This window comes from Citrobacter sp. Cpo221, assembly GCF_030332345.1.
GTDB lineage: Bacteria > Pseudomonadota > Gammaproteobacteria > Enterobacterales > Enterobacteriaceae > Citrobacter > Citrobacter portucalensis.
Window position 1 is genome coordinate 377,980 of record NZ_JAOWIA010000029.1, and the last position, 24,974, is coordinate 402,953.

General features: G+C 51.8%; 21 protein-coding genes and 7 tRNA genes. 6 read left to right on the forward strand and 22 right to left on the reverse strand.

From position 1 onward, the window contains the following. Window positions 1-162: 162 nt before the first annotated feature. Complete coding sequence (miaB, locus tag OGY72_RS02940; protein WP_003831327.1) at window positions 163-1,593, reverse strand: tRNA (N6-isopentenyl adenosine(37)-C2)-methylthiotransferase MiaB; 1,431 nt, start codon at window positions 1,591-1,593, stop codon at window positions 163-165. A 145-nt stretch (window positions 1,594-1,738) separates the two neighbouring features. Between miaB and ubiF the strand changes: the two genes are divergently transcribed. Further along, window positions 1,739-2,914: a 3-demethoxyubiquinol 3-hydroxylase gene (gene ubiF / locus OGY72_RS02945; RefSeq protein ID WP_003831329.1), complete on the forward strand. Its 1,176-nt coding sequence runs from the start codon at window positions 1,739-1,741 to the stop codon at window positions 2,912-2,914. A gap of 120 nt (window positions 2,915-3,034) precedes the next feature. Here ubiF and OGY72_RS02950 read toward each other — a convergent pair. The 12 genes from OGY72_RS02950 to nagB all read right to left on the reverse strand — a co-directional run bounded on the left by OGY72_RS02950 (window position 3,035) and on the right by nagB (window position 10,039). Beyond that, a tRNA-Gln gene (locus OGY72_RS02950) sits at window positions 3,035-3,109 on the reverse strand. A gap of 36 nt (window positions 3,110-3,145) precedes the next feature. Next, window positions 3,146-3,220: transfer RNA gene (locus tag OGY72_RS02955), tRNA-Gln, on the reverse strand. Between the two features lie 43 nt (window positions 3,221-3,263). Then, window positions 3,264-3,340 (reverse strand) — tRNA-Met (locus OGY72_RS02960). Window positions 3,341-3,361: 21 nt separating this feature from the next. Next, a tRNA-Gln gene (locus OGY72_RS02965) sits at window positions 3,362-3,436 on the reverse strand. A 37-nt stretch (window positions 3,437-3,473) separates the two neighbouring features. Continuing rightward, window positions 3,474-3,548: transfer RNA gene (locus tag OGY72_RS02970), tRNA-Gln, on the reverse strand. Window positions 3,549-3,571: 23 nt separating this feature from the next. Continuing rightward, window positions 3,572-3,656 (reverse strand) — tRNA-Leu (locus OGY72_RS02975). Window positions 3,657-3,664: 8 nt separating this feature from the next. Continuing rightward, window positions 3,665-3,741: transfer RNA gene (locus tag OGY72_RS02980), tRNA-Met, on the reverse strand. 223 nt (window positions 3,742-3,964) lie between these two features. After that, window positions 3,965-5,629, reverse strand: coding sequence for an asparagine synthase B (asnB, locus tag OGY72_RS02985; RefSeq protein WP_149384128.1), 1,665 nt, complete (start codon window positions 5,627-5,629; stop codon window positions 3,965-3,967). Window positions 5,630-5,880: 251 nt separating this feature from the next. Then, window positions 5,881-6,633 (reverse strand): ribonucleotide monophosphatase NagD, encoded by a 753-nt coding sequence (gene nagD, locus OGY72_RS02990; protein ID WP_003022792.1) that lies wholly within the window; start codon window positions 6,631-6,633, stop codon window positions 5,881-5,883. A 166-nt stretch (window positions 6,634-6,799) separates the two neighbouring features. After that, window positions 6,800-8,020, reverse strand: a complete 1,221-nt coding sequence (nagC, locus tag OGY72_RS02995; protein WP_126955851.1) for a DNA-binding transcriptional regulator NagC — start codon at window positions 8,018-8,020, stop codon at window positions 6,800-6,802. A gap of 8 nt (window positions 8,021-8,028) precedes the next feature. Continuing rightward, entirely contained in the window at window positions 8,029-9,177 is a 1,149-nt protein-coding gene (gene nagA / locus OGY72_RS03000) for an N-acetylglucosamine-6-phosphate deacetylase (RefSeq protein WP_003831339.1), read from the reverse strand. A gap of 61 nt (window positions 9,178-9,238) precedes the next feature. After that, window positions 9,239-10,039 carry a glucosamine-6-phosphate deaminase gene (gene nagB, locus OGY72_RS03005; RefSeq protein WP_003022803.1) on the reverse strand — a complete coding sequence of 267 codons (801 nt, stop codon included), beginning with the start codon at window positions 10,037-10,039 and terminating at the stop codon, window positions 9,239-9,241. Window positions 10,040-10,381: 342 nt separating this feature from the next. Here nagB and nagE point away from each other — a divergent pair, with 342 nt between their 5' ends. The 4 genes from nagE (at window position 10,382) to OGY72_RS03025 (ending at window position 16,411) form a co-directional block, all read left to right on the forward strand. After that, window positions 10,382-12,331 carry a PTS N-acetyl glucosamine transporter subunit IIABC gene (nagE, locus tag OGY72_RS03010; protein WP_286546741.1) on the forward strand — a complete coding sequence of 650 codons (1,950 nt, stop codon included), beginning with the start codon at window positions 10,382-10,384 and terminating at the stop codon, window positions 12,329-12,331. A 187-nt stretch (window positions 12,332-12,518) separates the two neighbouring features. Further along, the gene (gene glnS / locus OGY72_RS03015) at window positions 12,519-14,186 is read left to right on the forward strand and encodes a glutamine--tRNA ligase (RefSeq protein WP_048226099.1); all 1,668 of its coding nucleotides are present in this window, start codon (window positions 12,519-12,521) and stop codon (window positions 14,184-14,186) included. 436 nt (window positions 14,187-14,622) lie between these two features. Further along, entirely contained in the window at window positions 14,623-16,029 is a 1,407-nt protein-coding gene (gene chiP, locus OGY72_RS03020) for a chitoporin ChiP (protein WP_003831346.1), read from the forward strand. Between the two features lie 49 nt (window positions 16,030-16,078). Next, complete coding sequence (locus tag OGY72_RS03025) at window positions 16,079-16,411, forward strand: ChiQ/YbfN family lipoprotein (protein ID WP_063940703.1); 333 nt, start codon at window positions 16,079-16,081, stop codon at window positions 16,409-16,411. 51 nt (window positions 16,412-16,462) lie between these two features. Here the strand turns inward: OGY72_RS03025 and OGY72_RS03030 are convergent, their stop codons facing one another. From OGY72_RS03030 to ybfF, 9 genes are all read right to left on the reverse strand, one after another. Continuing rightward, complete coding sequence (locus OGY72_RS03030; protein ID WP_286546745.1) at window positions 16,463-17,758, reverse strand: MFS transporter; 1,296 nt, start codon at window positions 17,756-17,758, stop codon at window positions 16,463-16,465. A 53-nt stretch (window positions 17,759-17,811) separates the two neighbouring features. Next, window positions 17,812-18,951 (reverse strand): tricarballylate utilization 4Fe-4S protein TcuB, encoded by a 1,140-nt coding sequence (gene tcuB / locus OGY72_RS03035; protein ID WP_286546746.1) that lies wholly within the window; start codon window positions 18,949-18,951, stop codon window positions 17,812-17,814. Then, on the reverse strand, window positions 18,938-20,341 hold the full coding sequence (gene tcuA / locus OGY72_RS03040; RefSeq protein ID WP_286546748.1) for an FAD-dependent tricarballylate dehydrogenase TcuA: 1,404 nt from the start codon (window positions 20,339-20,341) through the stop codon (window positions 18,938-18,940). Before tcuA ends, tcuB begins: the two co-directional genes overlap by 14 nt. 97 nt (window positions 20,342-20,438) lie before the next feature. Further along, window positions 20,439-21,365, reverse strand: a complete 927-nt coding sequence (gene tcuR, locus OGY72_RS03045; protein WP_286546751.1) for a tricarballylate utilization LysR family transcriptional regulator TcuR — start codon at window positions 21,363-21,365, stop codon at window positions 20,439-20,441. Between the two features lie 128 nt (window positions 21,366-21,493). Continuing rightward, on the reverse strand, window positions 21,494-21,940 hold the full coding sequence (gene fur / locus OGY72_RS03050; protein WP_003022836.1) for a ferric iron uptake transcriptional regulator: 447 nt from the start codon (window positions 21,938-21,940) through the stop codon (window positions 21,494-21,496). Further along, window positions 21,933-22,019, reverse strand: a complete 87-nt coding sequence (locus OGY72_RS03055; protein WP_100247215.1) for a ryhB-regulated fur leader peptide — start codon at window positions 22,017-22,019, stop codon at window positions 21,933-21,935. The genes fur and OGY72_RS03055 overlap by 8 nt, the downstream gene beginning before the upstream one ends. A 210-nt stretch (window positions 22,020-22,229) precedes the next feature. Further along, window positions 22,230-22,760 (reverse strand): flavodoxin FldA, encoded by a 531-nt coding sequence (fldA, locus tag OGY72_RS03060; protein WP_003022839.1) that lies wholly within the window; start codon window positions 22,758-22,760, stop codon window positions 22,230-22,232. Window positions 22,761-23,039: 279 nt separating this feature from the next. Beyond that, a complete protein-coding gene (gene ybfE, locus OGY72_RS03065) occupies window positions 23,040-23,327 on the reverse strand; it encodes a LexA regulated protein (RefSeq protein WP_003831362.1) in 288 nt (95 codons plus the stop codon). 128 nt (window positions 23,328-23,455) lie between these two features. Next, window positions 23,456-24,229, reverse strand: coding sequence for an esterase (ybfF, locus tag OGY72_RS03070; protein ID WP_284969376.1), 774 nt, complete (start codon window positions 24,227-24,229; stop codon window positions 23,456-23,458). Window positions 24,230-24,423: 194 nt separating this feature from the next. On the opposite strand from ybfF, the gene seqA reads away from it, so the two are divergent. Next, entirely contained in the window at window positions 24,424-24,966 is a 543-nt protein-coding gene (gene seqA, locus OGY72_RS03075; protein ID WP_003022848.1) for a replication initiation negative regulator SeqA, read from the forward strand. The last annotated feature ends 8 nt before the right edge of the window (window positions 24,967-24,974 follow it).

Consider the following 24,974-nt stretch of genomic DNA (forward strand, 5'->3'; position numbering starts at 1 on the left):
GGCATCTAAGGAAATTATTCACGCCATGGGTGAAAGGCGCAAGCATTGCAATAAATATGGGGATGATAGGGCAGATTACAAGGCCCGCCGGGACAGCGAGCCTGGAAGTGAAGGCCCGATAAGTGTAGCGGTATCGGGCCTTTTTTACGTCTTTCAGCAGGATTAAGGCTGATAAATACCGACGCCCAGATCGTTTTCTTTACGGGTACGCGCAATGACCGATTCAGGGGATTCTGCGATACGCAGACCCATTTCATCTTCGGTACGCACCACTTTACCGCGCAGGGAGTTAGTCCAGACATCGGTAATTTCTACGTCTACGAATTTACCGACCATATCCGGGTTGCCTTCAAAGTTCACCACACGGTTATTTTCGGTACGGCCTGACAGTTCCATGATGCTCTTACGCGATGTGCCTTCAACCAGAATGCGCTGGGTCGTGCCGACCATACGGCGGCTCCAGGCCATAGCTTGCTGGTTGATACGCTCCTGTAGAATGTACAGACGCTGTTTCTTCTCTTCTTCCGGTACGTCGTCAACCATATCGGCGGCAGGGGTGCCAGGACGCGCAGAGAAAATAAAGCTGTAGCTCATGTCAAAATTGACGTCAGCAATCAGCTTCATGGTCTGCTCGAAATCCTGCGTGGTCTCACCCGGGAAGCCAACGATGAAGTCGGAGCTAATCTGGATATCCGGACGCGCAGCGCGCAGTTTGCGGATGATCGCTTTGTATTCCAGCGCGGTATGGGTACGCCCCATCAGGTTCAGTACGCGGTCTGAACCGCTCTGTACCGGCAGATGCAGGAAGCTCACCAGCTCTGGCGTATCGCGATAAACTTCAACGATATCATCGGTGAATTCGATCGGATGGCTGGTGGTGAAGCGGATACGATCAATACCGTCGATCGCTGCGACCAGACGTAACAGATCGGCAAAAGATCCGATCGTGCCGTCGTAGTTCTCACCACGCCAGGCGTTCACGTTTTGCCCCAGCAGGTTCACTTCACGCACGCCTTGGGCTGCAAGCTGGGCGATTTCAAACAGAATATCATCCGCCGGACGGCTGACTTCCTCACCGCGGGTGTAGGGCACCACGCAGTAAGTACAATATTTATTACAACCTTCCATGATGGACACAAACGCGCTTGGACCTTCAGCACGCGGTTCCGGCAGGCGGTCGAACTTTTCGATCTCCGGAAAACTGATATCAACCACCGGGCTACGGGTCGTGCTTCCACGCACTTTGTTGATCATTTCAGGCAGGCGGTGCAGCGTTTGCGGCCCAAAAATAATATCGACGTAATGCGCGCGCTGGCGAATATGATCGCCTTCCTGAGACGCAACACAGCCACCGACCCCAATGATGAGCTTGGGATTTTTCTCTTTTAACAGTTTCCAGCGGCCCAGTTGATGGAACACTTTTTCCTGAGCCTTCTCACGGATTGAGCAGGTATTCAGCAGCAGCACATCCGCTTCTTCCGCCACGTCAGTCAGTTGATACCCATGAGTGGCATCCAGCAGATCGGCCATCTTCGATGAATCGTATTCGTTCATCTGACAGCCCCAGGTTTTAATATGGAGTTTTTTGGTCATCGACTTGCTCTTGCGAAATTGTGGCTGAAATGCAGGGCGCATAGTGTACTGCTTTGGCGCGGTTGTGACCAGTATGACGGATGTCAGCCTCAAGGGGTAAAAAATCCTGTAAACTTACACAATACATGTAACTGGATAATTGACCATGACAAATCAACCAACGGAAATTGCCATTGTCGGCGGGGGGATGGTCGGCGGCGCGCTGGCGCTTGGACTGGCGCAGCATGGATTTACGGTAACGGTCATTGAGCATGCCGTTCCCGCGCCGTTTGTGGCTGACGGACAGCCTGATGTCAGAATTTCTGCCATAAGTTCCGCATCGGTGTCGTTGCTAAAAGGGCTGGGCGTCTGGGATACGGTGCAGGGGATGCGCAGCCATCCTTATCGTCGACTGGAAACGTGGGAGTGGGAAAATGCCCATGTGATGTTTGATGCCGCCGAGCTTAAGCTGCCTCTGTTGGGCTATATGGTGGAAAACACGGTCCTGCAACAGGCGCTCTGGCAGGCACTGGAAGCTCACCCTAAAGTCACGCTGCGCGTACCGGCGTCCCTGATTTCTTTGCATCAACATAACGATCGACATGAGCTTGAGCTGGCAGGCGGCGAAACCATCAGCGCGAAGCTGGTCATCGGCGCCGATGGTGCCAACTCTCAGGTGCGAAAAATGGCCGGGATTGGTATCCATGCCTGGCAGTACGCGCAGTCCTGTATGTTGATAACCGTGCAATGCGAAAATTCACCGGGAGACAGCACCTGGCAGCAATTTACGCCTGACGGCCCGCGCGCGTTTTTACCGCTGTTTGATAACTGGGCCTCGTTGGTGTGGTACGACTCACCGGCTCGCATCCGCCAATTGCAAGCGCTGAATATGCCGCAATTGCAGACGGAGATTGCTAAACATTTTCCATCGCGACTCGGTAAGGTGATGCCAGTGGCTGCGGGGGCGTTCCCGCTTACGCGTCGTCATGCGCTGCAATATGTGCAACCAGGGCTGGCGCTGGTAGGTGATGCCGCGCATACCATTCATCCGCTGGCGGGGCAGGGCGTCAATCTGGGCTTTCGTGATGTTGATGCGTTGATTGATGTGCTGGTGAACGCGCGCAGCTACGGTGAATCCTGGGCCAGTCAGCCGGTGCTCAAGCGCTATCAGAATCGCCGTATGACTGACAATTTCATCATGCAAAGCGGTATGGATCTGTTCTATGCTGGATTTAGCAATAACCTGCAGCCGCTGCGCATCATGCGTAATCTCGGGCTCATGGCCGCAGAGCGCGCTGGCGTACTGAAACGTCAGGCACTGAAGTATGCGTTAGGGTTGTAGCTCGAGTGGTGCCTGATGGCGCTACGTTTATCAGGCCTACAGCTCATGTAGGCCGGGTAAAGCTTGCCGTCATCCGGCGTCAGAAAAGCAAAAAGCTCGCCGAAGCGAGCTTTTTTAATATGGCTGGGGTACGAGGATTCGAACCTCGGAATGCTGGTATCAGAAACCAGAGCCTTACCGCTTGGCGATACCCCAACGGGTGCACCCACAGAGTGGACGACTTTTTGAAATTGGCTGGGGTACGAGGATTCGAACCTCGGAATGCTGGTATCAGAAACCAGAGCCTTACCGCTTGGCGATACCCCAACAATTTTTTGGATTTACCGAACGAGTCGATACGTCCTTAATATGGTGGCTACGACGGGATTCGAACCTGTGACCCCATCATTATGAGTGATGTGCTCTAACCAGCTGAGCTACGTAGCCAAATACTAACATTTTCTTCGATGGCTGGGGTACCTGGATTCGAACCAGGGAATGCCGGTATCAAAAACCGGTGCCTTACCGCTTGGCGATACCCCAATGACCGTTGCGGTGAACCGCTATATCGAAGAAAAAATGGCTGGGGTACCTGGATTCGAACCAGGGAATGCCGGTATCAAAAACCGGTGCCTTACCGCTTGGCGATACCCCATCCGTGCAACGCTTACGGGTGAATGGTGCGGGAGGCGAGACTTGAACTCGCACACCTTGCGGCGCCAGAACCTAAATCTGGTGCGTCTACCAATTTCGCCACTCCCGCAAAAAAGATGGTGGCTACGACGGGATTCGAACCTGTGACCCCATCATTATGAGTGATGTGCTCTAACCAGCTGAGCTACGTAGCCATCTTTTTTTCGCGTAACCTTATCGGCGTTGCGGGGCGCATTATGCGTATTGAGCCTTGAAGCGTCAACCCCTTTTTCATTGAAAATAGCTGGAATGTGACTGTTTGGTTAGGTTGCGAACAGCATGACGCAATATTCGGCAATTATTAGTTATTAATTGTTTTTTTGCACAGAAAACAAACATAAAAAAAGAGCCCCGCAGGGCTCTTATCTAAGGATTAACTTATTTATAAGCAGACTGGTGTACGCCAACGGCACGGCCAGACGGATCGTTCATGGTTTTAAACGCCTCATCCCATTCGATCGCCTTGGCAGAAGAACAGGCAACCGACGGCCCGCCAGGCACACATTCGGCAGCGCTTACTACCGGGAACAACTCTTCGAAAATCTCACGGTACAAATACGCTTCTTTTGACGATGGCGTGTTGTACGGGAAACGGAAGCTGGCAGTTTCCAGTTGTTGGTCAGAAACTTGTTCTGCAGCCACCTCTTTCAGGGTGTCAATCCAGCTGTAACCGACACCGTCAGAGAACTGTTCTTTCTGACGCCATGCGACGCTTGCCGGCAGGTAGGACTCAAAACATTCGCGCAGAACGTGTTTTTCCATTTTGCCGTTGCCGCACATTTTGTCCTGCGGGTTGATGCGCATCGCCACATCAAGGAATTTCTTATCCAGGAAGGGCACGCGAGCTTCTACACCCCAGGCCGACATGGCTTTGTTGGCACGGGCGCAGTCGAACATATGCAGCGCTTGCAGCTTGCGTACAGTTTCTTCGTGCAGTTCTTTTGCATCTGGCGCTTTGTGGAAATAGAGGTAGCCGCCAAACACCTCGTCCGAACCTTCACCCGACAACACCATTTTAATGCCCATCGCTTTAATTTTACGCGACATTAAGTACATTGGCGTCGAGGCGCGAATCGTCGTGACATCGTAAGTTTCGATGTGGTAAATCACGTCGCGGATCGCATCCAGACCTTCTTGCACGGTGAAGTGGATCTCATGGTGCACGGTCCCCAGATGGTTCGCCACCTCTTGCGCAGCTTTCAGATCCGGAGCGCCTTCCAGGCCGACGGCGAAGGAGTGCAGCTGTGGCCACCAGGCTTCGCTACGTTCCTGATCTTCAACACGGCGTGCCGCGTATTTTTTAGTGATCGCGGAAATGACGGATGAATCCAGACCACCGGACAACAGAACTCCATAAGGAACATCTGACATCAGGTGACTTTTCACCGCATCTTCCAGCGCCTGGCGCAGCTCGTTTTTATCGGTAACGTTGTCTTTGACGGCATCGTATTCAAACCAGTCGCGCTGGTAGTACTGACGAATTTCACCGTCTTTACTCCACAAATAGCTACCGGCCGGGAATTCTTTGATTGTGCGGCAGACAGGAACCAGCGCTTTCATTTCAGACGCAACGTAGAAGTTACCGTGCTCGTCGTAACCCATATACAGCGGGATGATCCCGATATGATCACGACCGATCAGGTAGGCGTCCTGCTCGCTGTCGTACAGCGCAAAAGCGAACATCCCTTGCAGGTCATCGAGGAAAGCGGGTCCTTTTTCCTGATACAGCGCGAGGATAACTTCGCAGTCGGAACCGGTCTGGAACTGGTAGCGATCGCCGTATTCAGCACGCAGTGTCTGGTGGTTATAAATTTCACCGTTAACCGCCAGGATATGTGTCTTCTTCATGTTGTACAGCGGCTGAGCACCGGCATTGACGTCGACGATGGACAGACGTTCGTGCGCCAGAATGGCGTTATCACAGGCGTAAATACCTGACCAGTCCGGGCCGCGGTGGCGCATCAGACGAGACAGTTCCAGGGCTTTTTTACGCAGTTCAACTGCGTCAGTTTTAATATCGAATACGCCAAAAATAGAACACATAACCTTCTCCGTTAACCTGTTGCGTGATGCTTTTTATGTTTGCTTGATAAAGAAAATGCCGCAAAGCTGGAGAGGGCGCAAGCGAATTACGGGTCAGAAAATAAAAAACGCAATAGTCATTGTGGATTGGTGAAAAAAGATTATGTAATGAGCGCTATTATTGATGAATCAACAGTGAAGTGGTGATTTTATTGAATGGATGTATTTTTCAGGCCGGATAACTTACAGATGTTGTTATCCGGCTAAAGAGATTAAATGACGTCTATTTCAGCAACGGATGGGTAAATCCAGCTTGGTCTGAACGGCATGTTGTCAATATCATCAAGCTTGGATACGCCAGACAGTACCAGGATAGTTTCCAGACCCGCCTGAAAACCAGCCAGAATATCGGTACGCAGGTTGTCGCCAACGATAACGGTTTCTTCCGAGTGCGCCTGCATTTTGTTGAGAGCCGCGCGAATAATCCACGGGCTGGGTTTGCCGACATAAAACGGTTTACGACCTGAGATCTTCTCAATACCGGCACAGAGTGCTCCACAGGCGGGATAAAAGCCGCGACCGTGGGTATCCGGGTTAGTGGCGATAAAACGCGCGCCGTTGGCGACAAAATATGCTGCTTTATGCATCATGTCCCAGTTATAGGAACGTGTCTCGCCAACAATCACAAAATCGGGGTTCACGTCGGTAATGGTAAATCCAGCTTTGTACAGTTCGTGAATTAACGCGCCTTCACCCACCACATAGGCCTTTTTTCCTTCCTGGCGACGAAGAAAATCAGCGGTAGCCATCGCGGAAGTATAAAAGACGCTATCAGGGACATTCACACCCGCGGTGGCGAAGCGGTTTGCCAGATCTTGCCCGGTCTGCGAAGGGTAGTTAGTCAGCAAGACTAACGGCAGGCCTTTTTCCAGGATCCCAGTCAGAAATTCTGCCGCACCTGGTACGGCAACATTGTCGTGCATCAGCACGCCGTCGATATCACAAATTACATTCTTAATGGCCATGGACAATCCGACATTAAAAAAAGAAGGCATTACTATACACAAAATACACTACATCATTCGAGTTGCATCAAGGCGGCAAGTCTGCGAACCCCTGGAGCTTACTGAAGTAAGTGACCGGGGTGAGCAGATGCAGCTAACGCAGAGGCAGCTCGAAGGATGACGTGTATTAGTTTTCCAGCAAACGTTGCAGCAGTGTACCGTTGAGCATCGCACGCTTCACCAACGCAAAGGCGCCAATGGCAGAGCGGTGATCCAGCGTGGAACGAACCACCGGTAAATTGTGGCGAAACGCTTTCAACGCCTGCGTGTTGATACAGCTTTCTATTGCAGGCAGCAGCACTTTATCAGCCTCGGTAATTTCGCCCGCAATGACGATTTTTTGTGGGTTAAACAGGTTGATGGCGATGGCGATGGTTTTACCCAGGTGGCGACCAACGTGCTCAATGACTTCTGCTGCCAGGTTATCGCCTTTATTTGCCGCCTTACAGATAGCTTTGATGCTGCAATCATCCAGCGTGAGCCGGCTTGGATAACCCTGTTTCAATAAGTTCTGCACGCGGTGTTCGATAGAGGCATTGGCGGCAATGGTTTCCAGACAGCCGAAGTTACCGCAGTGACAGCGCTCACCCAGCGGCTCTACCTGAATATGACCAATCTCGCCGACGTTGCCATTGCGACCGATGAAAATTCGGCCATTGGAGATGATACCCGCGCCGGTTCCGCGGTGCACTCGCACCAAAATGGAGTCTTCGCAATCCTGGCTTGCCCCGAAATAGTGCTCAGCCAGCGCAAGGCTGCGAATATCATGACCAACAAAGCAGGTGACGTTGAAGCGTTTTTCGAGCGCTTCGACCAGTCCCCAGTTTTCGACCTGAATGTGTGGCATATAGCGGATGACGCCGCTTTCAGGATCGACAAGGCCTGGCAAGATGACAGAAATTGCGATCAGCTCACGGATTTTCCGCTGGCAGTTCTCAATAAAGATGGCAATGGTGTTGAGCAGAGCATATTCCAGCGTTTCCTGGGTGCGCTCCGGGAGAGGGTAATGCTCTTCAGCAACCACTTTACTGCTCATATCATAGAGCGTGAGCGTTGTGTCGTGGCGACCCAGGCGTACGCCGATGGCGTGGAAATTGCGGGTTTCTGTGACGATAGAGATAGCGCGGCGGCCCCCGGTGGAGGCCTGCTGATCGACTTCTTTGATCAGCCCGCGTTCGATCAACTGACGCGTAATTTTGGTTACGCTGGCGGGGGCAAGCTGGCTTTGCTCGGCAATTTGAATTCGCGAGATTGGCCCATGCTGGTCAATCAGGCGATAAACCGCCGCGCTGTTAAGCTGTTTTACGAGATCAACATTACCTATTTGAGCTTGTCCGCCTGGTGTCATTCTTTCTCTTACTCAGTAACGACCTCGTTGCCATTAACGATGGTCTTGATGATTTTAAAGTCGTGCGTGAACGCAGTCAGGTTGGCTACTTTGCCTGGCGCGATGCTGCCGAGTTGTTTGTCGACGCCAATGGCGCGAGCAGGGTAGAGCGTTGCCATGCGTAAGACTTCGTCGAGGGCGATATTTGCATGCTCGACCAGATTGCGTACGCCTTCAATCATGGTTAATGATGAACCGCTCAACGTGCCGTTCTCATCAACACACAGTCCATTGCGGTAGTATATTGTTTTACCAGCGAAAATGAACTGTTCAATGTTTGCACCTGCCGGCGCAGTCGCGTCAGTGACCAGGCACAGCTTGTCGCCTTTCAGGCGCTTAGCATTACGGATGTTAACGTAGTCAACATGCAGGCCATCGGCGATGATACCGCAGTAGATATCGGCTTCATCCAAAATAGCGCCCGCCAGACCGGGCTCACGGCCGGTAATGTACGGCATCGCGTTGAACAGATGTGTCGCAAAGGTGATGCCTGCGCGGAAGCCAATTTTTGCTTCTTTTACCGTTGCATTGGAGTGACCCGCAGAAACCACGATACCCGCATTCACCAGTTTGGTGATGACCTCTACCGGGACCATTTCTGGTGCCAGTGTGACTTTGGTGATCACATCTGCATTATCGCACAGGAAATCAACCAGTGCAGCGTCCGGCTGACGGACAAATCCCGGATTATGGGTACCTTTTTTCACCAGGTTCAGCCACGGGCCTTCAAGATGAAGACCTAATGCCTGATTCGGGTGTTTCGCCAGGTATTCACGCATCACGCGAACACCCTGTTTCATCAGGTCATCGCTGGTGGTGATAAGCGTTGGCAGATAGTTGGTGCAGCCAGATTTTTCATTGGCTTTCTGCATGATTTCCAGCGTTTCAACGGTCACGGCTTCTGCCGTATCATTAAACTGCACACCGCCGCAGCCGTTCAGCTGTACATCAATAAAACCGGGGGAAACAATGGCCCCATTCAGTGAGCGCTGTTCAATCCCTGACGGTAATTCAGCCAGTGGGCAAACGCTGTCGATCAGGCCATTGGCGACAACAATCGCATGGTCATCAAGAATTTCGTGACCGGTAAAGATCCGGCCCTGGGTTAAAGCATACATTCCGACCCCCGATTTCAAAAAAATGCCGCCCTGCAACTTATCGACAGGGCGGAGACATCAATTACAGACCTTTAATATTTTCCGCTTCTAACTCGTTGAAGTATTTCAGCGTCTTCACTTTCAGTTCCATGGTGGAAGGCTCATCGCAGACCACAACGGCTTTTGGATGCAACTGCAGGCAGCTGATGGTCCACATGTGGTTAACGTTGCCTTCAACGGCGGCTTGCAGCGCCTGTGCTTTCTGGTGGCCCAGAACCAGGATCATCACTTCTTCAGCATCCAGCAGGGTACCCACGCCAACGGTCAGCGCATATTTAGGCACCTGGCTTACGTCGCCGTCAAAGAAGCGTGAGTTAGCAACACGTGTGTCGTGAGTCAGCGTTTTGATGCGGGTACGGGAAGCCAAAGAGGAAGCTGGTTCGTTGAACGCGATGTGACCATCGTTGCCTACACCGCCCATAAACAGGTGGATTTTACCGTAAGAACGGATTTTTTCTTCATACTGACGGCATTCTGCATCAATATCCGGCGCGTTACCATTGAGGAGGTTGATATTTTCTGCTGGAATATCAACGTGATCAAAGAAATTGCGGTGCATAAAGCTGTGGTAGCTTTCCGGATGCTCTTTCGGCAGGCCAACATATTCGTCCATGTTGAAAGTAACAACATGCTTGAAGCTCACCTGGCCCGCTTTGTGCATTTCAACCAATGCTTTATAAGCTGTCAGCGGAGTACCGCCAGTCGGCAGGCCCAGAACGAACGGACGATCTGCCGTTGGTTTGAACGCGTTAATACGGTTAACGATATGGCGAGCAGCCCATTTGCCGACTTGTTCAGCGGTATTCAGGGGGATCAGTCTCATTCTTCACCTCAAAAGTAAATGTAAGCAATTGGCGGATTGAGTCTCTGTGCAGTAATAAGCGTAACCTGGTTTTGCATCGGTAAGGAACAATCCGTTTCGATTTTTTGAATGATAAAATAAGTTTTCGTAGTTAGCCAGTGAAAGGGAGGGTTAATAACGATATTTGGTGACTGGAATCACAAAAAACACGCGTTTAATTTGCGATACGAATTAATTTTTCACACACTCTGAATGTAGATGAATGGTTAATATCGTTGTTCCAGAATCTTGCTGTCAGGAATGGTCGCACAATAAAAATATGGCTTCAAAGAAGCCTAATCGGGGTCTCGTAGGGGGAATAAAATGAATATTTTAGGTTTTTTCCAGCGGCTGGGTAGGGCGTTACAGCTCCCCATCGCTGTGCTGCCAGTCGCGGCACTGCTGCTGCGATTCGGCCAACCAGATTTACTTAACGTACCCTTCATCGCGCAAGCGGGTGGGGCCATCTTTGATAACCTCGCGTTAATTTTTGCGATCGGCGTTGCTTCCAGCTGGTCAAAAGACAGCGCAGGTGCGGCAGCGCTGGCAGGTGCGGTCGGTTATTTCATATTGACCAAAGCAATGGTTACCATTAACCCTGCAATCAATATGGGCGTGCTGGCTGGTATCATCACCGGTCTGGTCGGCGGTGCCGTGTATAACCGCTGGTCTGGTATCAAACTGCCTGACTTCCTGAGCTTCTTTGGCGGCAAACGCTTCGTGCCGATCGCCACTGGCTTCTTCTGTCTGGTGCTGGCTGCTATCTTTGGCTACGTGTGGCCGCCGGTGCAGAACGCCATCCATGCAGGTGGTGAGTGGATCGTGGGCGCTGGCGCGCTGGGTTCCGGTATCTTTGGTTTCATCAACCGTCTGCTGATCCCAACCGGTCTGCATCAGGTGCTGAACACCATCGCCTGGTTCCAGATTGGCGAATTTACTAACGCTGCAGGTACCGTATTCCACGGTGACATCAACCGCTTCTACGCGGGTGACGGTACTGCGGGTATGTTCATGTCTGGCTTCTTCCCGATCATGATGTTTGGTCTGCCGGGTGCGGCGCTGGCGATGTACTTCGCGGCTCCGAAAGCTCGTCGTCCGATGGTTGGCGGTATGCTGCTGTCCGTTGCGATCACCGCGTTCCTGACCGGTGTTACCGAGCCGCTGGAATTCCTGTTCATGTTCCTGGCTCCACTGCTGTACCTCCTGCACGCACTGTTAACGGGTATCAGCCTGTTCGTTGCAACACTGCTGGGGATCCACGCAGGCTTCTCCTTCTCCGCAGGTGCTATCGACTACGTGTTGATGTACAACCTGCCAGCAGCAAGTAAGAACGTCTGGATGCTGGTGGTGATGGGTCTGGTGTTCTTCGTTATCTACTTTGTGCTGTTCAGCGCGGTTATTCGTATGTTTAACCTGAAAACGCCGGGCCGCGAAGATAAAGAAGACGATATCGTTACTGAAGAAGCCAACAGCAACACTGAAGAAGGTTTGGCTCAACTGGCAACCAACTACATTGCAGCGGTTGGCGGTACTGATAACCTGAAAGCGATTGATGCCTGTATCACTCGTCTGCGTCTGACCGTTGCCGACTCCGGTCGCGTAAACGATGCGATGTGTAAGCGTTTAGGTGCATCTGGAGTAGTTAAGCTGAACAAGCAAACTATCCAGGTCATCGTGGGTGCGAAAGCCGAATCCATCGGCGACGAAATGAAGAAAGTTGTCGCGCGTGGTCCGGTGGCAGCAGCATCTGGTGAAAGTGCGCCAGCAGCAGCGGCCCCAGTAGCAAAACCGCAGGCTGTAGCGAATGCAGTCACCGTTGAAGCGCTGGTTTCTCCGATTACTGGTGACGTAGTTGCGCTGGAACAGGTTCCTGATGAAGCCTTCGCCAGCAAAGCAGTAGGCGACGGCGTGGCAGTGAAACCAACGGATAAAATCGTGGTTGCTCCGGCTGCGGGCACCATCGTGAAAATCTTCAACACTAACCATGCGTTCTGCCTGGAAACTGTTAAAGGCGTGGAAATCGTGGTCCATATGGGCATCGATACCGTAGCGCTGGAAGGCAAAGGCTTTAAGCGTCTGGTTGAAGAAGGTGCTGAAGTTACGGCAGGCCAACCGATTCTGGAAATGGATCTGGAGTTCCTGAACGCTAACGCACGTTCCATGATAAGCCCGGTTGTGTGCAGCAACAGCGATGATTTCGGCGCTCTGGTTATTAAAGCCGAAGGTCATGTGGTTGCCGGTCAAACACCACTGTATGAGATTAAAGGTAAATAACTGCTCCTGAGTAAAGTGAGTTAAGTGCCTTAAGCGGCGGGGGATATTCCTCCGCCGCTTTTTTTTGCAGCAAATGCCCTCATATATCCTGTTGAAACACCTTTTTTGTGCAACTAATAGTTGTCTCCTGACGTCGCTTATAAGATCATACTCCGTTATACGTTGTTTACGCTTTGAGGAATCCACGATGAGTGAGGCTGAAGCCCGCCCGAGTAACTTTATTCGTCAGATCATCGATGAAGATCTGGCCAGTGGTAAGCACACCACTATCCATACCCGTTTTCCGCCGGAGCCAAATGGCTATCTGCACATTGGCCACGCGAAATCCATTTGTCTGAACTTTGGCATTGCGCAAGATTACCAGGGCCAGTGCAACCTGCGTTTTGATGATACGAACCCGGTTAAAGAAGATATCGAGTACGTTGAGTCGATTAAAAACGACGTTGAATGGTTAGGTTTCCACTGGACTGGCGACATTCGCTACTCTTCGGATTACTTCGATCAGCTTCACGCCTATGCGGTAGAGCTTATTAATAAAGGCCTGGCGTACGTTGACGAACTGTCAGCGGACGAAATCCGTGAATACCGCGGCACGCTGACTCAGCCTGGCAAAAATAGCCCGTACCGCGATCGTAGCGTCGAAGAGAACCTGGCGCTGTTCGAAAAAATGCGTGCCGGTGGTTTTGAAGAAGGTAAAGCCTGCCTGCGTGCGAAAATCGACATGGCGTCGCCGTTTATCGTGATGCGCGATCCGGTGCTGTACCGTATTAAGTTCGCCGAACACCACCAGACCGGCAACAAGTGGTGCATCTACCCGATGTACGACTTTACCCACTGCATCAGCGATGCGCTGGAAGGCATTACGCATTCCCTGTGTACGCTGGAGTTCCAGGATAACCGTCGTCTGTACGACTGGGTTCTGGACAACATCACCATTCCGGTTCATCCGCGTCAGTACGAATTCTCGCGCCTGAATCTGGAATATACCGTGATGTCCAAGCGCAAGCTGAACCTGCTGGTGACCGACAAGCACGTTGAAGGCTGGGACGATCCGCGTATGCCGACGATTTCTGGCCTGCGTCGTCGCGGTTACACCGCTGCCGCGATCCGTGAGTTCTGCAAACGCATTGGCGTGACCAAGCAAGACAACACCATTGAGATCGCTTCTCTGGAATCCTGTATCCGCGAAGATCTGAACGAAAACGCCCCGCGCGCGATGGCGGTTATCGATCCGGTTAAACTGGTTATCGAAAACTATCCGCAGGGCGAAAGCGAATTGGTCACCATGCCTAACCATCCGAACAAACCGGAAATGGGCAGCCGCGAAGTGCCATTTAGCGGTGAAATTTGGATCGATCGCGCAGACTTCCGTGAAGAAGCGAACAAGCAGTACAAGCGTCTGGTGATGGGCAAAGAAGTACGCCTGCGTAATGCTTATGTGATCAAAGCCGAACGTGTTGAGAAAGATGCGGAAGGAAATATCACCACCATTTTCTGCACATACGATGCCGACACCCTGAGCAAAGATCCGGCCGATGGCCGTAAAGTCAAAGGCGTTATTCACTGGGTGAGCGCGTCCCATGCGCTGCCGATTGAAATCCGCTTGTATGATCGTCTGTTTAGCGTGCCAAATCCAGGCGCGGCGGAAGACTTCCTGTCCGTTATTAACCCGGAATCGCTGGTCATTAAGCAGGGTTACGGTGAGCCGTCGCTGAAGGCAGCGGTTGCAGGTAAAGCGTTCCAGTTTGAGCGTGAAGGTTACTTCTGCCTGGACAGTCGTTATGCAACGGCTGACAAGCTGGTGTTTAACCGTACCGTTGGTCTACGTGACACGTGGGCTAAAGCGGGCGAATAAGCCGCAACACATCCTCTCTAAACGCCGCTTCATGCGGCGTTTTTTTTCGCAAAAAAAACGTGTTCCAGGCTCCGTTTGCGGAGCGAATTAATTACATGTCCGTAATAATGGGCTGGGCGAATGTTTTTACGTTTAAATAACTTATCTCAATGTGAAATGGGCTGAAACCGATTTCATCTCCATGGAAAACAAGCGATTTTTTAATTTTTTCAACGCTTTTTTATCTTCCGATGAAAATGTAACAGAAAGCAATCAAATATGTGCGGTTGCTCATACTATTACATACTCGTTACAGAAAGAGATTGATAATTCGCGTCGCGAAAAATAGTCTATTCATTGTAGTCACTGAGGTTTTCTTAGCGCTACTTTTTTATTTTTTGTTTTTTCGCTGTCCGCTTTTGTCGGCAGCATTTTATACGTCAAAGAGGATTAACATATGCGTACGTTTAGTGGCAAACGTAGTACGCTGGCGCTGGCTATCGCCGGTATCACAGCAATGTCGGGTTTTGTTGTTGCTCCCCAGGTACACGCCGAAGGATTTATTGATGACTCAACCTTAACCGGCGGCATCTATTACTGGCAGCGTGAGCGTGACCGTAAAGATGTGACCGATCATGACAAATACAAAACCAACCTTTCTCACTCCACCTGGAACGCTAACCTCGACTTCCAGTCCGGTTATGCGGCCGATATGTTTGGTATTGATATCGCAGCATTTACCGCTATTGAAATGAACGAAAGTAGCGAAAGCGGCCATCCAAACGAAATCGCATTCTCTTCCAAAAATAAAGGCTATGACGAGGATTATTCCGGCGATAAGAGCGGGATTAGCCTTTATAAAGCAGCAGCTAAATTTAAATACGGCCCAACCTGGGCGCGTGCCGGTTACATTCAACCAACCGGGCAGACTCTGCTGGCACCGCACTGGAGTTTTATGCCAGGTACCTATCAGGGTGCTGAAGCTGGTGCCAACTTCGACTATGGTGATGCTGGCGCGCTGAGCTTCTCCTATATGTGGGCTAACGAATATAAAGCACCGTGGCACACCGAAGTCGATAAATTCTATCAGGCTGATAAAAAGACCAGCGTTGATTACCTGCACTCAATTGGCGCGAAATATGACTTCAAAAATAACCTGTTGCTGGAAGCGGCATTTGGTCAGTCTGAAGGTTACGTCGATCAGTACTTCGCAAAAGCCAGCTACAAATTCGATTTAGGCGGTAACCCATTTACCACCAGCTACCAGTTCTACGGTGCACGCGACAAGGTTGATGATCGTACCGTGAACGATATTTATGATGGCACAGCCTGGTTGCAGGCGTTGACCTTTGGCTACAAAGTGGCAGAAGTCGTTGACCTTCGTCTGGAAGGGACTTGGGTTAAAGCGGACGGCCAGCAGGGTTACTTCCTGCAGCGTATGACCCCAACCTATGCCTCTTCAAACGGTCGTCTGGATGTCTGGTGGGATAACCGTTCTGACTTCAACGCCAACGGTGAAAAGGCGGTCTTCTTCGGCGCAATGTATGACCTGAAGAACTGGAATCTGCCGGGCTGGGCGGTAGGCGCGTCCTACGTTTACGCATGGGATGCTAAGCCATCAACCTGGCAGCTTAACCCGGATGCGTACTACGACAAAAACCGGACTATCGAAGAATCTTCTTACAGCCTGGATGCGGTCTACACCCTGCAGGATGGTCGTGCGAAGGGCACCATGTTTAAGCTGCACTTCACTCAGTACGACAACCATTCAGACATTCCGAGCTGGGGCGGTGGCTACGGCAACATGTTCCAGGATGAGCGCGACGTGAAGTTCATCGTTATTGCTCCGTTCACCATCTTCTAATGCCAACAGCGGCAGGCCAGGGGCCTGCCGCTTCGTTGAGGAAAGTGCTATGAAAAAACTGATACTCATTGCCGTTATGGCATCAGGGCTGGTGGCGTGTGCGCAATCTCCTGCGCCGAAAGAGGACAGCCGTCTGAAAGAAGCCTACAGCGCGTGTATTAATACCGCTCAAGGATCGCCGGAAAAAATAGAAGCCTGCCAAAGCGTGTTGAATGTACTGAAGAAAGAAAAACAGCACCAGCAGTTTGCCAATGAAGAAAGCGTACGTGTGCTGGATTATCAGCAGTGTATTCAGGCCACGCGCACGGGTAACGGTCAGTCCGTTAATGCTGATTGTGATAAGGTCTGGCAGGAAATTCGCAGCAAGAATGCCGCACAGTAATTCAAAAAATGAAAAAGACAACGGGCGGAGAATTTTCCGCCCGTTTGCATTTCAGAGCTTATTTTCCACTGGTTGATAACCCCGACTCAGCCGGACAAACAGCATTGCCGTGGCGGCGAGTCCGCAAAGTGCCGCGCACATCAGCCACCATCCCGGTGAGCTTTTATCTCCGGTTAGCTGAACCAGTGCCGTGGATATGACGGGTGTCAGACCGCCAAAAATCGCCGTAGCCAGACTGAAGGCCAGTGAAAAACCCACCGTACGGACATAGACAGGCATCACCTCGGTGAGTGCCGCGACCATTGCCCCATTGTACATACCAAAAAAGAACGAGAACCAAAGCAGGACCAACGTCATGCGCATAAAATCTGGCGCGGCGGTGAGCCAGTGCATGACCGGCCAGGTGGTGATCAGAGCGAGTACGGTAATTCCCATCAACACCGGGCGGCGACCAATTCGGTCAGAAATCGCTCCGCCAATCGGCAGCCAGATAAAGTTAGAAATACCGACCAGCATGGTGACAACCAGGCTGTCGCGAGCGCTCAGATGGAGTACAGCCCTGCCATAGGTCGGGGTATAGACGGTAATAAAGTAAAACGTCGTTGTGGTCATCGCCACCAGCAGCGTACCCGCTGAGATCAGACGCCAGTTTTTGATGATAGTGGTGAAAATTTCCCTGGTGTCGGGACGGTGTGTACGTTGTAAAAATGCGTCCGTTTCCTGAAGCGAGCGGCGCAGGACGAAGATCAACGGAATAATCATACAACCAATAAAGAACGGAATGCGCCAGCCCCATTCAGAGATTTCATCGTGCCCCAGCGTGGCATTCAGGCCGAAGCCAATCAGCGCTGCCACCACAATGGCAACCTGTTGGCTGGCGGACTGCCAGCTGGTGTAGAAACCTTTATTGCCAGGCGTGGCGATTTCAGAAAGATAAACCGAAACGCCGCCCAACTCTACGCCCGCAGAGAAGCCCTGCAATAATCGACCGACTAATACCAGCACAGGAGCCAGCAGGCCAATACTTTGATAACCGGGAACCAGGGCAATCAGCAGGGTCCCACAGCCCATGATCGCCAGCGTCACCATCAGTCCTTTGCGGCGACCAATTCTGTCGATATAAGCACCCAGCACGATTGCGCCAACCGGCCGCATTAAAAAACCCGAACCGAAAACCGCAAAGGTCAACATGAGCCCGGCAAACTCACTCTCCGCGGGGAAGAAAGTCTTTGCGATATAGGTGGCGTAAAACCCGAACAGAAAAAAGTCGAACTGTTCGAGAAAATTACCGCTGGTTACCCGCAGTATTGCGCCGAAAGTTCCGGTGCGCGATGGTTGTTGTGTCATTGGGTTTGCTCCACTGTCTTATCATAATATTTATAGAGGTAAGAGTTTGCGGGTTAGTCGCCTGAGACTCCCGCCTGTTTGCCGCGCCGTTTCTCAATCGCCCACTTGAGTAAGGCTGCGCAGCGGTAAAATCCGTGGGCAAATTTTCCGTAAGGAATGGTCAGAAAAAGCGCCATGACCACGCCGAGATGAATGACCAGTAAAATAGCCATCCATGAGGTATCTCTTCCTGCCAGCAGCGCCAGACCGGTCAGACTGGTCAGCAGCAGCAGCAAAATAAAACCGCGATCCATCGGTTTTTGCCGGGCGTCGCCGTGTAGCGGTGAGCGCCTGAGATTAAGCCATAGCAAGCCAGCCGGGCCGACAACCAGGCCAATGCCACCCAACGTGCCCAGCATGACCGGAACGCTGAAGAACGGGTAGGGTGCTTCTATGCCGGCAAAGTAGTGATAGCCTGTTGCCACCACGGTGGCGGCAAAGCAGAGCAGAAAACCGTAGAAGGTGAAGTGGTGGAAACGGCGACGCATCAGGGTGAAAGCATCATCCGCTTCGTTACAACCTTTGCCATGGCCTCCATCGAGATACTTCAGCGTCAGCACATTGTGTGAGGCTTCAGCAATCTCGGCGGAACGCGGCATGCCCGGAGAAATCTCGCGCCAGAAGCGGATCACGCCTGCCATCAGCAAACCGATCGCCAGAACAAAGACCGAACCAAACATCCAGGCCAGCAGGTTATGCGGGAAAATTTGATAGAAATCCCCGGCCAGCGGAGGATGGAATAGTGAACCTTTCAAACCTATAGCGAGGAGTAAAAACAGGATCAGACCGAATACCAGCGCCAGCGTCACGGTTACGCCTGCGCGACGATATAGCGCTCCAAAAGCGGCGGGCTGCGCGTAATGCTGATAGGTTTCGAGCCGGACTTCCGCCATCGCCTTCGGCACGTTGATGGCAAATTCATGAGGCGGGGCATACTGACACGCGTGCAGGCAAGCGCCGCAGTTATGGCACAAATTTGCCAGATAATTGATATCCGCTTTACCGAATTCCAGACGCAGAGTCATGGCCGGGAACACGGCGCAAAAGCCTTCGCAATAGCGGCAGGCGTTACACACCTGCATCACGCGTTCAACTTCCGCTTCCGGTTCGGTGATAATTTGCGCTTCGATGATCAGTTTCTCAAGCTGCTTCATGACGTGTCTCCTTACGTGCGGCCAGCGCGGCTTCTTTTCCGGCAATGCGGCCAAAGGTCGTGCCGATCGACATCCCCACGCCTGCGGTGTAACCCTTGCCCAGCACGTTGCCCGCCATCATCTCTCCGGCGACGAACAGGTTACGGCTTGGAAGCCCTGCAAAATGCACAGCGGCGCGTTCGTTCACTTTTAACCCAAGATAAGTGAAGGTGATTCCTGGCCGCAGGGCGTAGCCGTAGTAAGGCGGTTGATCCAGCGGTCGCGCCCAATGCGTTTTCTCGGGTAGCAAATCTTTAGTGGCGCAGTTATCCAGAACGGTATGGTCGAACTGACCTGGCTGGCAGGCGTTGTTGTACTCGGTCACGGTGTGGGTAAAGCGTTCGGCATCCAGTCCTAACTGAAAGGCCAGTTCAGCCAGCGTATTGGCCTGCGTGCCAGGAAAGACCGGAGGCATGAAGTGTCCGATAGCTTTACTGTCGATGATGGAGTAGCCAATCTGTCCTGGCTGTTGAGCGACCAGACGTCCCCAGATGGCGTAGCGTTTGGGCCAGAAATCTTCACCTTCATCATAAAAACGCTCAGCGTCCCGGTTCACCACAATACCGAGCGAAACGCAGTCCACGCGGGTGCAAATCCCGCCGTCATATAATGGCGCTCTGGCATCAATTGCCACACAGTGTGACTGGGAGGGATCGCCGATAATGTCTGCGCCAGCATCCATCATAAATTTGAGCAGTACGCCCTGATTAAAACGCGTGCCGCGAATCAGAAAGTTATCCGCAGGCCACTCGCCGCGGGCATTTTCCCCCCAGGCTTCGCGCAACCACTCCCGGTTAGATTCGAATCCGCCAGCAGCAAGCACGCAGGATTTCGCTGTGATACGCTCTTTGCCTGCCAGCGCCGCCACGAACTCGCCGTTGTGCAGTTCAAGCGCCTGCACCGGTGTGTTATAGCGGATTTGCACGCCCAGCTTTTCTGCGCTGCGATAATAGGCATTCACGAGAGCTTTACCGCCCCCCATAAAAAAAGCGTTGGTTCGCGCCACGTGTAGAGCGCCAGAGAGTGGGGGCTGAAAATTGACGCCGTGCTGGCGCATCCAGTCGCGACACTGTGATGAGGTACGGATCACCAGACGCGCCAGGGCTTCGTTGGTATTTCCTTCAGTTACGCGCTGCAGGTCTTGCCAGAACTCCTCTTCCGGATAGCTTTCCACCAGCACATCCTGCGGCGCATTATGCATACAGCGCAGATTACGCGTGTGTTGGGAATTTCCCCCACGCCATTCCCGGGGAGCCGCTTCGAGTAGTAAAACGGAAGCGCCTTGCTCCCGGGCGGTAAGGGCAGCGCATAAGGCAGCATTGCCACCGCCAATCACCAGAACATCAACCATCGTATACTCCATTACCATTTAACTAATTGTTAAATTTGTAATTGAAATGTATACGCGCAGCTTGTGCGGGCGCTATGACGTAGTGCTAAACGGTACTTTAGTTATTGTAAAGGATGGCGCCAGGCCAGCTTCCTGCTTCCACCAGTTGATGCATCACTTTCGTCAGCACCACACGGGCCGCGAGGCCTGCCGGGGTGAGTTCATCGTCTGAGAGACTCACCAGAAAGTTGGGGCGGCTAAGTATTGGATTGTGGACGCCGATCACTCTTAGCGTCTCTTTATCGAGATGGGAAATTGCCGCGCCGGGCTGGAGAGTGGCACCAATGCCACTGCGCACGGCACGCATGAGTAGCGCCAGACCATCAATTTCCGTGGCGATCTCAATGTTCAGCGCGTGTTCCTGACAAATCGCTTCCAGCCTGCCGCGCAGACCGTGGCCCGGGCTTGGCATTATCAATGGGATACTTGCCAGCTGGGCTGGAGCAATATTGTCATCGGCAATATCAGCCAGTAAGGCATGAGTCCCAATCAAAAACAGCCGCTCTTCGAGAATCGGTATGGCGCTCCAGCGCAGGATCTTTTCTTTCTGAAACACGACAGCCAGATCAATCTGGCGGGTATTAATCATCCGCTCCAGATTGCCAGAGAGGCTTTCCACCACATGCAGACGGACATCACTGTAGCTTTCCTGCATGGCGTTGATAAACGGCATTCCGAGAACGGAAGCGGTACTGGGAGCCATGCCGACGCTGACGTGCCCGGAAAGTCGGGACTCGCGTGCGGCGAGGATCGCGTCGTCTGCGTGACGAAGCGCCAGCTGCGCCTGGGAGTAAAAAGCCAGCCCGGCGCTGGTGGGTGTCACGCCTCGTGAGGTGCGTTGCAGCAGGCGAATAGCGAGTTCGTTTTCCAGACGCGATATTTGCTGGCTGAGTGCCGAAACCCCGATATTGAGATCGAGCGCCGCGCTACCCATGCTGCCTGTTTCTACAATGCGCACAAAATAGCGTAGCTGGCGAAGTTCCATTTCGACTCTCCGGAAGGGGCAATTGATTTTTACATTAAAGCAACACAGGAGCGTAGGGAAGGGGAAAAGGGCAGGTAATGCCCATAAAAAAAGCCAACCGGAAGGTTGGCTTTTTAAAAAGCATTACATTATTTGCCGTCGTGGGCATGCTCATCTTCGCGGCAATCGCCTTCAGCGCAGTGGCCGTAGAGATAGAGACTATGGTTGGTTAAACGAATACCATGTTTAGCCGCAATCTCACGCTGGCGCGCTTCGATGGAATCATCGCTGAACTCGACTACTTTGCCGCAGTCGAGACAGATGAGGTGATCGTGATGATGCTGTTGAGTCAGTTCGAAGACGGATTTACCACCTTCAAAATTATGGCGGGTCACGATACCGGCATCATCAAACTGGTTCAGCACGCGATACACGGTCGCCAGACCAATTTCTTCACCCATATCGATCAGGCGTTTGTATAAGTCTTCCGCACTGACGTGATGGTTATCCGGTTCCTGAAGAACTTCCAGAATTTTTAAACGAGGAAGCGTTACTTTCAGGCCAGCCTTCTTTAATGCGGTATTGTTGTCAGTCATGCGGAATCTGTCCTGTAGCTAAACGATTCACTTCATTAACAGAAGTGACAGAAATTGCACTTGAGATAATGCGTATCATTATAGAACTGCCATGGCTAAATGAAAACTGCAAGTCTCTGGCATATATTGTTAATCAAAACGTGGTATCGCCGACAAACACACTGTGCAACACCCGATTGGCATCCAGCCATTGTACAGGGTCAGACGAAAAAGTTACAAATTTGTAGCAATTGTTTTGATTGGTTTTATCTATTGATGCGGCGCAGATGGAAATCTACGCCGCACGAAATCAGGCATTAATGATTTCGTCGAGGTGCAGCTCTTCAGAGATCTGCTTAACCCATTTTTCTACGCGTTCTGCTGTCAGTTCTGGCTGGCGATCTTCATCGATAGCCAGACCGACAAAGTGGTCGTCGTCAGCCAGGCCTTTAGACGCTTCAAAGTGATAACCCGCAGTCGGCCAGTGACCAACGATGGTTGCACCGCGCGGTTCGATGATGTCGCGAATTGTGCCTAACGCATCGCAGAAATACTCTGCGTAATCTTCCTGGTCGCCACAGCCGAACAATGCAACCAGTTTGCCGTTAAAATCAATGTCTTCGAGGGTAGGGAAGAAGTCATCCCAGTCACACTGCGCTTCACCGTAGTACCAGGTTGGGATGCCGAGCAGCAGAATGTCATAACCTTCGAGGTCTTCTTTGCTACTTTTTGCAATGTCATGAACATCGGCAACGTCTTTACCAAGCTGTTTTTGAATCATTTTTGCGATGTTTTCGGTATTACCGGTGTCGCTGCCGAAAAAGATGCCAGTGATTGCCATGAGTTAAATAACCTCTTGAAACTTATTGAAATGGTGGTGGCGCATTGCCCACGGATAAGGGCAATCATAGCAGAACAGTCAGGCATGCGGAAACAGCAAACACGCAGGACTGCACTCTGTGCTACACGATTTATGATTTATACCCGTCATACTTCAAGTTTCAGGTGCGTTGGCTGCGCTCACTCACCCGAATCACTTACTACAGTAAGCTCACCGGGATTCGTTCATTTGCCGCCTTCCTGTAACTCGAATTATTTGGGTATAGAGCAGAAATTCAGACTATGCCTGACCGCGCAATGTGCTGAGTTGGGTCATCAGCATCTCTTCGATGAGTTCACTGCGACTCATGTTGCGCGCCTCCGCCAGCTCGTTCAGAGCGTCAACGGCATCAGCGTTCAGTTTCAGTTCGACACGCTTAAGCCCGCGAACTTTGTCACGCTTAAGCTGATTACGTTTATTAATACGTAACTGTTCATCACGCGAGAGCGGATTAGTTTTGGGTCGTCCCGGGCGACGCTCCTGCGCGAACAGATCTAATGTCGTACGGTCCGTTTGTTCTTTGGCCATGATCTTGGTGACTTCGGGGAAACAATCAGCCAGGCGTCTGCCCGGATGGATAGCGCGCCATAATACATCAGCAGGGGAGGCACGCCAACGCCCACGCGCGTAATCGCGCGCAGACGCTGAGTTTTTAATCAGTTAGCCTGTTCGTTCAGATAACGACGGATGGCACGCAGCACCGCCTCCGGTTTTTCCGCATGTACCCAATGCCCCGCGCCAGCAATAACATGCGCCCGAGCCTGCGGAAATTGCGCCAGCAGCTGTTCGCGATACGCTTCGGTAACATACGGTGAGTTGCCGCCAGGGATAAACAGCGCCGGGTGCTCCCACGCAGGAATGGTTTCCCAACCGACGATATGAGGATACTGATCCCACAGCACGGGAACGTTAAAACGCCATTCGCCGTCGACGAAAGATTTCAGCAGAAACTGGATTACGCCTTCCTCATGCAGATGCTGACGCATGACGCTGGCCGCCTGCTGACGCGAAGTGACCTGGGCATCGGTTACGGCATTAATAGCGGTAAAGATCGCATCGTGACGGCGAACTTGATAGTCGACCGGTGCAATATCAATGGCCACCAGTCGATCGATACGATCAGGAGCCAGCGCGGTTAATGCCATGACGGCTTTTCCCCCCATCGAGTGACCAATAAAGGTCGCCTTTTCTATTTGCTGAGCGTCCAGCGTATCCAGCAAATCTTGCGCCATGGCCGGATAATTCATCTCAGGGGAACGAGGGGAGAGGCCATGATTTCGCATATCGACCTGGATGATATCGTGATCGACCACCAGATCGCGCGCCAGGATCCCCAGGTTATCCAGACTGCCAAACAGGCCGTGAACCAGGACGATGGGAGAATTATTGTGCAGGTTTTGCGCAGATTGCGCTCGGATATTCAATTTCATGGCAAAGTTCTTTTTTTCACACTCACGGGTTAGGGTATCATGTTGACCATTCTGCCACATGGCTGCAACAACTACGGTTACTCTGAGTTTTGCTGGCCACCAGGCTTGACGCTATCCGCTGTTGGGATTTGCCTTTACACTACGTGTGTTTACCCCGACAACTTGTATTCAGCTAAACACTGCACTGGATTAAGATGAAAACGATTGAAGTTGATGATGAACTCTATAGCTATATTGCCAGCCACACCAAGCATATTGGCGAGAGCGCATCCGACATTTTACGGCGTATGTTGAAATTTTCCGCCGCATCACAGCCTGTCACTCCGATAGTCAAAGAAGTCCGCGCTGTGCAACCTGTCGTGGAAGCTAAGCCGGTTAACCCCGTAAAAGATAAAGTGCGCGCGATGCGTGAACTGCTGCTGTCCGACGAATACGCGGAACAGAAGAAAGCAGTAAATCGCTTTATGCTGGTGCTGTCTACACTCTATTCACTGGATCAAAACGCGTTCGCCGAAGCAACGGAATCGTTGCATGGCCGTACGCGCGTTTATTTTGCAGCAGATGAACAGACGCTGCTGAAAAATGGTAATCAAACCAAACCGAAACACGTGCCAGGCACGCCGTACTGGGTGATCACCAACACCAATACCGGCCGTAAATGCAGCATGGTTGAACACATCATGCAGTCAATGCAATTCCCCGCGGAATTGATTGAAAAGGTTTGCGGAACAATTTAATCCTTGCA